This is a genomic window from Neisseria sp. P0009.S007 (assembly GCF_051962515.1).
Map to the genome: position 1 here is coordinate 1 of NZ_JBQCVF010000701.1, position 863 is coordinate 863.

Sequence of the window (863 nt, forward strand, 5' to 3'; positions counted from 1 at the left end):
CGCCCGCGCCCTGCACGACCGGCTCTAAAATAAAGGCGGCGATATCCGCATGATGCGCTTCAAACAAGGCGCGGACATGCTGCAAATCTGCCTCGTCCCATTCATCGTCGAAACGGCTTTTCAGATTATCGACAAAATAACGCTGCGGCAGAGCACTGCCGAAAATATAATGCATCCCCGTTTCCGGATCGCAAACGGACATCGCGTTCCAAGTATCGCCGTGATACCCGCGCCGCACCGTCGCAATATTCTGCTTCGCCGTCAAACCCCGCGCCTGCTGGTACTGCACTGCCATTTTCAACGCAACTTCCACCGAAACCGAACCCGAATCCGCATAAAAAATACGGTCCAGCCCCTGCGGCAAAATCCCGACCAACAACTTGCCCAGTTCCACCGCCGGCTCGTGCGTCAAACCGCCGAACATCACATGCGACATCTGCTTAATCTGCGCCTCAACCGCCTGATTCAAAACGGGATGATTGTAGCCGTGTATCGCACACCACCAAGACGACATCCCGTCAATCAGCCGCGTTCCGTCCGCCAATTCGATGTGCACGCCCTCCGCTCGGCGCACCGGATAAACAGGCAACGGATCGGTCATGGATGTATAGGGATGGAGCAGATGGGCGCGGTCGAAATCGAGTAGGGAGGAATGTTCAGACATGTTTAAAACAATGGTTTGATTAGTTTCATTATTATATAACATATTTCCTATTTCAGACGGCACGTCTTCCGTACTGCATCAACGCCAATCCGCCTACTGCCGCCAAACAGCCGGCAACCAAGGAAACATGCAATGCCTCGCCCAAAAACCAAGCGGAACACAAAATACCGAATACCGGCACCAAAGTGATGTACGCCGC

Annotated in this window: 1 protein-coding gene and 1 pseudogene; both read right to left on the reverse strand. The window is 53.7% G+C overall.

What is annotated here, in order from left to right; translation table 11 throughout:
• On the reverse strand, positions 1-664 hold a 664-nt coding region (locus ACTHS3_RS15785), incomplete at its 3' end, for an aminotransferase class III-fold pyridoxal phosphate-dependent enzyme (protein WP_440368480.1).
• Positions 665-716: 52 nt separating this feature from the next.
• Positions 717-863, reverse strand: a pseudogene (locus tag ACTHS3_RS15790) (DMT family transporter); the annotation flags it as partial.